The organism is Nocardia niigatensis NBRC 100131 (assembly GCF_000308655.1).
Taxonomy (GTDB): Bacteria; Actinomycetota; Actinomycetes; order Mycobacteriales; family Mycobacteriaceae; genus Nocardia; species Nocardia niigatensis.
In genome coordinates this window covers 268123-275604 of the sequence record NZ_BAGC01000003.1, presented here as the reverse complement: position 1 = coordinate 275604, position 7482 = coordinate 268123, and the positions used below count along the sequence as shown (strand labels likewise).

General features: G+C 69.3%; 7 protein-coding genes and 1 pseudogene. 2 read left to right on the top strand and 6 right to left on the bottom strand.

Going from position 1 to position 7482, the window contains the following annotated elements:
- The 5 genes and pseudogenes from ON33_RS02830 to ON33_RS02810 form a co-directional block, all read right to left on the bottom strand.
- A pseudogene (locus ON33_RS02830) lies at nucleotides 1-669 on the bottom strand (hypothetical protein); the annotation flags it as partial.
- Nucleotides 670-1237: 568 nt separating this feature from the next.
- Entirely contained in the window at nucleotides 1238-2317 is a 1080-nt protein-coding gene (locus ON33_RS02825; RefSeq protein ID WP_040854479.1) for an NAD(P)H-dependent flavin oxidoreductase, read from the bottom strand.
- Nucleotides 2314-3123, bottom strand: a complete 810-nt coding sequence (locus ON33_RS02820; RefSeq protein ID WP_245550266.1) for a CoA-transferase subunit beta — start codon at nucleotides 3121-3123, stop codon at nucleotides 2314-2316. Before ON33_RS02820 ends, ON33_RS02825 begins: the two co-directional genes overlap by 4 nt.
- Nucleotides 3123-4001: a CoA transferase subunit A gene (locus ON33_RS02815; RefSeq protein WP_040854476.1), complete on the bottom strand. Its 879-nt coding sequence runs from the start codon at nucleotides 3999-4001 to the stop codon at nucleotides 3123-3125. The genes ON33_RS02820 and ON33_RS02815 overlap by 1 nt, the downstream gene beginning before the upstream one ends.
- Before the next feature lie 5 nt (nucleotides 4002-4006).
- Nucleotides 4007-4771 (bottom strand): enoyl-CoA hydratase family protein, encoded by a 765-nt coding sequence (locus ON33_RS02810; protein WP_040854473.1) that lies wholly within the window; start codon nucleotides 4769-4771, stop codon nucleotides 4007-4009.
- Between the two features lie 50 nt (nucleotides 4772-4821).
- Between ON33_RS02810 and ON33_RS02805 the strand changes: the two genes are divergently transcribed.
- On the top strand, nucleotides 4822-5616 hold the full coding sequence (locus tag ON33_RS02805) for an SDR family oxidoreductase (RefSeq protein ID WP_373281007.1): 795 nt from the start codon (nucleotides 4822-4824) through the stop codon (nucleotides 5614-5616).
- Between the two features lie 27 nt (nucleotides 5617-5643).
- Nucleotides 5644-6555 carry an SDR family oxidoreductase gene (locus ON33_RS02800; protein WP_040854471.1) on the top strand — a complete coding sequence of 304 codons (912 nt, stop codon included), beginning with the start codon at nucleotides 5644-5646 and terminating at the stop codon, nucleotides 6553-6555.
- 75 nt (nucleotides 6556-6630) lie between these two features.
- Here ON33_RS02800 and ON33_RS02795 read toward each other — a convergent pair whose 3' ends face one another.
- Nucleotides 6631-7464: an SDR family oxidoreductase gene (locus ON33_RS02795; RefSeq protein ID WP_040854469.1), complete on the bottom strand. Its 834-nt coding sequence runs from the start codon at nucleotides 7462-7464 to the stop codon at nucleotides 6631-6633.
- Nucleotides 7465-7482: the final 18 nt, after the last annotated feature.

Below are 7482 nucleotides of genomic sequence, written 5' to 3'. Positions count from 1 at the left end.
GGATCCGGCTGCGGCCGAGCCGGTGCAGAGCGCGGCCAGTCCAGCCGAACCGACGGCCGCCGAGCCCACCGCGGCCGAACCCGTTGCCGCCGAACCGGTGCCGAGCAGCGCACCGAGCAACGCGGAGCCGGTGCCGATACCCGCCGAGCCGACGACCGCGGAACCCAGGCCGAGCACGCCCGCGGAACCGAGACCAGCGGAACCGACTGCGGCGGAACCTGTTCCGACTGCGGCGGAACCCGTGGCCGCGCCGGCCGATCCGGTGCCGGCGACGGCGGAGCCCAATCCCGCACCGGCGGAACCGGTTACGGCGGAGCCGGTGGCCAGCGCGGCGGAGCCGGTACCGCCCAGCACGGCGCCCAGTCCGGCCGAACCCACGGCAGCCGAGCCGGCACCGGCGGATCCGACACCGGCCGAACCGGTTCCGAGCGCCAGCAGGATGGACAGCAGATCTTGCGGCCCGGCCACCGGGGTGACGGGCTGCGGCCGAGTGGCGTCAATTGCCTGGGGTTGCGCGCCGGCGGGAGTCTGCTGGCGCGAACCGGCGGGTGCGGGCAGGGCCGGATCCTGGCCGGCGGGTACGGGATCGAGCGGGATGCCGCCCGGCTGCGCCTGCGCAGCCGCGGGCCCGAGCAGCGCCGAACCGGTGACAGCTGCGATCACTGCCACCAGGCGCATTGCACGATCGACGATCATGCGACAGCCATCCCCTCATCGATACCGCGCAATTGCCTTGCTCCGCACCAGGGGTACGGAATCCCGATCCGCGCCGGGCAGATCAGGACAGGTTTCGAGCTCACCTTGTCGCCCCGATTGCCGGACCGTTGCGGAACGCGGCCATCGTACCGGTCACCACGGCAATCCGCGCAAGTCCCCGATCGCATTAGGGCTGTCCGCAAACCGTACGCCTGCGCGGTCCCCCAGGTAGCCAATATCACAAGCGCCCCAGGCCAATTGGCCCCGACCAGGCGCGAAGGGCCCGGGCCTCACATCCGGATATCGACGACTGTGAGGGATTTCAGCTCATCCGAGAGCTCACAAATCAGACAAAAAGCAGCTAACCCACAGGCGTCCAGGCCACACCCGGCACAGGTCCGGAAACGCGCGAAGCCGCCCCCGGGCGAGAGGTTCCGGGGACGGCTCGGCGCGCGCCGCGAGGGCGCGCGCATGGATCCGAGGGTTGGCCGGATCCAGGTGCGCGGTCGGGCTGTGGTTGCCGCGCACGTGCGGGGGCGCGTCAGGCGGTGGTGGTGACGCGGTACTGGCTGAGGCTGTCGATGCGCTCCACAGCCTCGGTGATGATGCGGTCGATCAGTTCCTGGCAGGTCGGCAGGTCGTCGATGATGCCGGCGACCTGACCGGAGGCCAGCACGCCCGCGTGCGTATTGCCTTCCACCAGACCGGCCTTGAGCAGCATCGGGGTATTGGCGGCCATGATCACCTGGGACCAGGTGAGGTCCTTGTGCTTGCGCATGGCGAGGCCGTCCTTGACGATGGTCGACCACTTCATGCCGGTCATGCTCTTGAACTTCATGGCGTTGCCGGCCGCGGCGAGGAAGCCGCGGGCCTTGCCGGAATGCTCCAGCTTGTCGACCAGTTCGGTGTTGAGCACCCGGTGCGGCATGCCGTCGACCCGGGTGGAGACCACGGTGTCCTGCAGCCCGCGGGCCAGGTACTCCTGCTTCACCGAGTCCGGCACGCTGGAGTCCTGGGTGAGCAGGAAGCGAGTGCCCATGGCGATACCCGCCGCGCCGTAGGAGAGCGCGGCGGCCAGTCCGCGGCCGTCGAAGAAGCCGCCACCGGCGACGACCGGGATGTCGACCGCGTCGAGCACCGACGGGAGCAGCAGCGTCGTCGCGACGGAACCGGTGTGGCCGCCACCCTCACCGCCCTGCACGATGACGGCGTCGGCGCCCCAGGACGCGACCTTCACCGCATGCTTGGCCGCGCCGATGGACGGCACGACCACGACGCCGTTGTCCTTGAGCCGCGCGATGAGCTCCTTCTTGGGCGCCAGCGCGAACGAGGCCACCTTCACGCCCTCGCGGATCATCAGCTCGCAGCGCTCGGCGGCGTCCGAGCCGTCGGCGCGGATATTGACGCCGAAGGGCTTGTCGGTCTTGGCCTTCGTCTTGGCGATGGCCGCCTCGAGTTCCTCGAAAGTCATGGTCGCCGAGGCGAGAATGCCGAGGCCGCCCGCATTCGCGGTGGCCGCGACCAGGCCCGGGCCGGCGACCCAGCCCATGCCGGTCTGCACGATCGGGTGCTCGATGCCTACCAGTTCGGTCAGCGGCGTCTTCAAACGTTGCGCGGTCATGCCGTCACCTCCTTCTCGCGGAAACCCCTGGGGTCCAGCACGGTCCGGATGATGGTGAGCTCTTCCTCGGTGGGCAGGCGGGTCTCGCCCGCCTCGGCCAGGCCCGCGATCTCGAACGAGGTGTTCTCCGCGACCTCGTCGGCGGTCACGCCCGGGTGCAGCGACAGCGCGCGCAGGGTGTGGTCCGGTCCGGTGAAGTCGAACACGCCCAGGTTCGAGACCACCCGGTGCAGGTGGTGGAACCGGTAGGCCGGGTTCTCGGAATCGACCTTGTCATAACCGATTCCGGAGACGATGTCGACCCGGTCGACGAACACCCGCTTGTTGTGCTTGGGCACGAAGTAGCTGGTGGCGTGGTTGATGGTGTTGCCCGGCGCGCCGCGCACACCGAACATCTGCCGGGTCGGCTGCTGCAGCGGGCCGAACGCGGACAGGTTCTGGTTGCCGTACCTGTCGATCTGGTTGGCGCCCATGACCACATGGCGGCGACCGGAATTCACCACATCGAAGACCTTCGAGAACGGAATCCAGCCCTCGATGGGCGCCTTGCCGCCGATCGGCGGGATCTCGGCGAAGAACAGCGCCTCACCGTCGGACAGCAGCAGGTCCGGCTCGAAGGTGAGCCGCGCCAGCCGCGCGCCGATGGTGGTGACGGTGGACATCGGGGAGGCCATGATCTCGCCCGCGCCCCGGAAGATCTCGGCCGCCGCGACCACGCAGATCTCGGCCCGAGTAACAGGCCCACCCGTCGCCCCGCCGCCACCGCTGTGGGAATCGCTACGCGATGCAGTGTTGTTTTCGGTCATTACTTCTGCTCCTCGGCGAAAGCCTTGACGGCGGCCTGGTATTCGGCCTCGGACACATCCAGGTAGCGAGCCTTGAACTCGGCCCAGGACTCGGGCGTCTTGGCGGCCTCGACGTAGTGGCGCTGGAACTTCTCGTCGCGGCCGTAGCTGCCGGAGAAGGTGAAGTGCGCGCCGCCGGGGGCCTCGACCACCCCGTCGACCATCATGCGGTTGAGGATGAGGGCCTGCGTCGGAACGGCTTTCACCAGTTCCTCGGTCTCGACCAGGCGGTCCACCGACAGGTAGCGCTTCTCGGCGGAGAGCATGTACAGATCGTCCATGTACGGGTCGACGCCGGTGTAGGCGGCATTGCCGTGCTTGTCGCCCAGGTCCAGGTGCACGAACGCGGCATCCAGGTTCAGGGCGGGCATGGCGACCAGGGTCTCGCTGCGGCCGTCGGCATCCGCGTACGGGGATTGGACGGTCTTCAGCTCGCCCTCCCAGAAGTCGATGACGGCGGAACCCAATCCGGCGCGGATCGGCAGGAACGGCAGGCGGGCGGCGGCGGCCTGCAGACCGCACTTGACCATGCCCTCGTCCATCTCGCGCACGGTGATCGCACCCTCGGTGCGGGCCTTGGCGAACCACGGGTCGTAGAACGGGGCGGAGTCCAGGGACACGAAGCCGTAGTAGGCCTTGCGCACCTTGCCCGCCGAGCACAGCAGGCCCAGGTCCGGGCCGCCGTAGGTGACGACGGTCAGATCCTTGACGTCCGAACGCAGCAGGGCGCGCACGAAGGCCATGGGCTTGCGCCGGGAGCCCCAGCCGCCGATGCCGATGGTCATTCCGCTGCGCAGTTCGCCGACGACCTCGTCGAGCGACATTCGCTTGTCGCGCATGGCTTTTACTTCCCCTTCTTCTGCGCGGCCAGATCGTCGTCGAAGCGCGCCCGGATCTCGTCGGCCACGCCCGCGAGGTTGAGTTCCATGGTGAAGCCCTGCTCGAAGCGGTAGGAGCGGTGCACGTCCTGCACGTCGATGCCGTTGAGCGCCTTCTTGGCGGCGCGGATCACGCGGCCGTCCTTGTTGGCGATGTTCTTGGCGACCTCCATGGCGGCGGCGTCGAGTTCGGCGCGCGGCACCACCTTGAAGACCGAGCCGTAGTGGTGCAACTGCTGCGCGGTGAGGGTGCCCGCCGTGTAGAACATGGTCCGCATCAGGTGCTGGGGAACCAGTCGCGCCAGGTGGGTGGCCGCACCGAGCGCGCCGCGGTCGACCTCGGGGAGGCCGAAGGTCGCGTCGTCGGAGGCGACGATGACGTCGGAGTTGCCGACCAGGCCGATGCCGCCGCCGAGGCAGAAGCCGTTCACGGCGGTGACCACCGGAACCTCGCAGTCGTAGACCGCGGCGAAGGCCGCGAAGCAGCCGTGATTGGCGCGGATCAGGGCGGTGTGCCCGGTATCCGCGTTCATCTCCTTGATGTCCACGCCCGCGTTGAAGCCGCGACCCTCGGCGCGCAGCACCACGACCCGGGTCTCCGGGTCGCGGCCGGCGGCGGTGACGGCGTCGGCCAGGGCGAACCAGCCGTCGGAAGGCAGAGCGTTGACCGGCGGGTAGTCGACAGTGACGACTTCGACGCCCTCGGTTTCGGTGTGACGGTTGATCCCCATCGCATGTCCCATCGTTGGCAAAACAAGCAAGTGCTTGGTAGGTTAGCACGGTGGGAATCGAAGTAAACCTGTCCGGCACGGTCGTCCTGGTCACCGGCGGTGTACGCGGCGTCGGCGCCGGCATCAGCCGGGTCTTCCTGGACGCGGGCGCGACCGTCGTGGCCTGCGCACGCCGGCCCGGCGACACCCCCGTCGAGAGCAATGGCCGCGGCATCGACTTCCTGCCGTGCGACGTGCGCGACCCGGACTCGGTGCGCGGGCTGATCGAGGCCATCGTCGAGAAGTACGGGCGCCTGGACACCGTGGTGAACAATGCCGGTGGCGCGCCCTTCGCCCTGGCCGCCGACGCCAGCGCCAACTTCCACTCGAAGATCGTGCAGCTGAATCTGCTGGCACCGCTGCTGGTTTCGCAGATCGCCAACGAGGTCATGCAGAAGCAGGAGACCGGCGGATCGATCGTGATGATCTCCAGCGTCTCCGGGCATCGGCCCTCGCCGGGCACCGCCGCCTACGGCGCGGCCAAAGCCGGTGTGGACAGCCTGGTTTCGTCGCTCGCGGTCGAGTGGGCGCCGAAGGTCCGGCTGAACTCGGTCATCGTCGGCCTGGTCAACACCGAGTCCTCGCACCTGCACTACGGCGACGACGACGGCATCGCGGCGGTCAGCCGCACCGTGCCGATGCAGCGCATGGCCGCCCCCGAGGACATCGGCCGCACCGCGGCGTTCCTCGCTTCCCCCCTGGCCTCCTACATCACCGGCAGCGCGCTGCTGGTGCACGGCGGCGGCGAGAAGCCCGCCTTCCTCGAAGCTTCGACCGCAGACGTCCCCGCCGTCTCCGGCCACTAGATCGATCGACAACGAAGAGGTAATCGAATGACCGACAACAAGATCTGCGACGGCCGCGTCGTCATCGTGACCGGCGCCGGTCGTGGCATCGGCCGTGCCCACGCCCTCGCCTTCGCCGCCGCCGGCGCCAAGGTGGTCGTGAACGACCTCGGCGCCGAGCTCGACGGCGCCCCGAGCCCCGACTCCCCGGCCGCGCAGGTCGTCGAGGAGATCAAGGCCATGGGTGGCGAGGCCGTCGTCAACGGCGACGACATCTCCGACTGGGAGGGCGCGCGCCGCCTGATCGCCACCGCCGTCGAAACCTTCGGCCGCCTGGACGTGCTCGTCAACAACGCCGGCATCGTCCGCGACCGCATGCTGGTCAACCTCGCCGAGGACGAGTGGGACGCGGTCATCAAGGTGCACCTCAAGGGCCACTTCGCGCCCATGCGGCACGCCGCCGAGTACTGGCGCAACGAGGCCAAGGCCGGTCGTACCCCCGAGGCCCGCATCATCAACACCAGCTCCGGCGCGGGCCTGCTCGGCTCGGTCGGCCAGGGCAACTACTCCGCTGCCAAGTCCGGCATCGCGGGCCTGACCCTCACCGCCGCCGCCGAATTCGCACGCTACGGCATCACGGTCAACGCCATCGCCCCGGCCGCCCGCACCCGCATGACCGAGACGGTCTTCGCCGACATGATGGCGGCTCCCGAGGACGGCTTCGACGCCATGGCCCCGGAGAACGTCTCGCCGCTGGTGGTCTGGCTGGGCAGCACCGACTCCGCCGGTGTCACCGGCCGCATGTTCGAGGTCGAGGGCGGCAAGGTGACCGTCGCCGACGGCTGGCGCCACGGCGTCTCCATCGACCGCGGCGCCCGCTGGGAGCCGGCCGAGCTGGGCCCCGTCGTGCGCGACCTGCTGTCCAAGGCCACCACCCCGGAGCCGGTCTACGGCGCGTAATTCGCGGCGTCACAAGCTCTTACCGCCGGTACCCCGATCCACAGGGTGCCGGCGGTTCGTCTTTGCGTGCGGACGCTACTTCTTGCGGATGCCGGAGACCAGGGCGAAGAGGGTGTCCAGCACCGGGGTGGGAGTCAGCGAGGTGGCCACCACCTGGATCTTTCCCGCGATGCCCGGGATGTAGCGGGCCCTGGGACGCTTGGCGGTGAGAGCCCTCTCGACCTCCTTGACCACCGACTCGACCGGCGCCGCGATCTTCGGAACCTGCTGCGACATCTTGCGGAGGCCCGCGAGGTGGGCGCTGTAGAGCTCGCGCTGGGCGTCGGTGAGGTGGGCGGTGGTGGTGTCGACCATGTCGGTCGCACCGAACCAGAGGTCGGTGGCAACGGGACCCGGTTCGATGAGGGCGGTGTGGATTCCCCAGGGGCGCAGCTCCACCCGCAGCGCGTCGACCAGGCCCTCGAGGGCGAACTTCGACGAGTTGTAGGCGCCCGTGCCAGGAGTGGAGATGCGGCCCGACAGCGAGGAGATGAAGACGACGCGGCCGCGGGTGGCGCGCAGGCGCGGGAGGACGGCCTGGGTGACCGCGACCGCGCCGAAGACATTGACCTCGAACTGGTTTCGGAGGGTGTCCAGATCGAGGAGCTCGACGGGGCCGTCCGCGACGATGCCGGCATTGTTGACCACCGCGGTGAGGTCGGCGGGCAGCACCCCGTCGAGGGCGGCGATATGGTCCGGATTCGTGACATCCAGGACGATCGGGGTGATGCGGGGGTCCGCCGCGGCCAGCGCCTCACCGTCGGAGAGCTTGCGGACGCCCGCGTAGACCTGCCAGTTCTGCTGCGCCAGACGCAGGCAGACGGCCTTGCCGATGCCGCGCGCCGCGCCGGTAACCAACACAGAGTTCATGGAGGTCAGCCTAATTCG

Excerpts from the sequence above, each read along its gene's own strand:
- ON33_RS02810 (WP_040854473.1), bottom strand. The coding sequence starts at position 4,771 with ATGGGGATCAACCGTCACACCGAAACCGAGGGCGTCGAAGTCGTCACT.
- ON33_RS02825 (WP_040854479.1), bottom strand. The coding sequence starts at position 2,317 with ATGACCGCGCAACGTTTGAAGACGCCGCTGACCGAACTGGTAGGCATC.
- ON33_RS02800 (WP_040854471.1), top strand. The coding sequence starts at position 5,644 with ATGACCGACAACAAGATCTGCGACGGCCGCGTCGTCATCGTGACCGGC.
- ON33_RS02815 (WP_040854476.1), bottom strand. The coding sequence starts at position 4,001 with ATGCGCGACAAGCGAATGTCGCTCGACGAGGTCGTCGGCGAACTGCGC.
- ON33_RS02795 (WP_040854469.1), bottom strand. The coding sequence starts at position 7,464 with ATGAACTCTGTGTTGGTTACCGGCGCGGCGCGCGGCATCGGCAAGGCC.
- ON33_RS02820 (WP_245550266.1), bottom strand. The coding sequence starts at position 3,123 with ATGACCGAAAACAACACTGCATCGCGTAGCGATTCCCACAGCGGTGGC.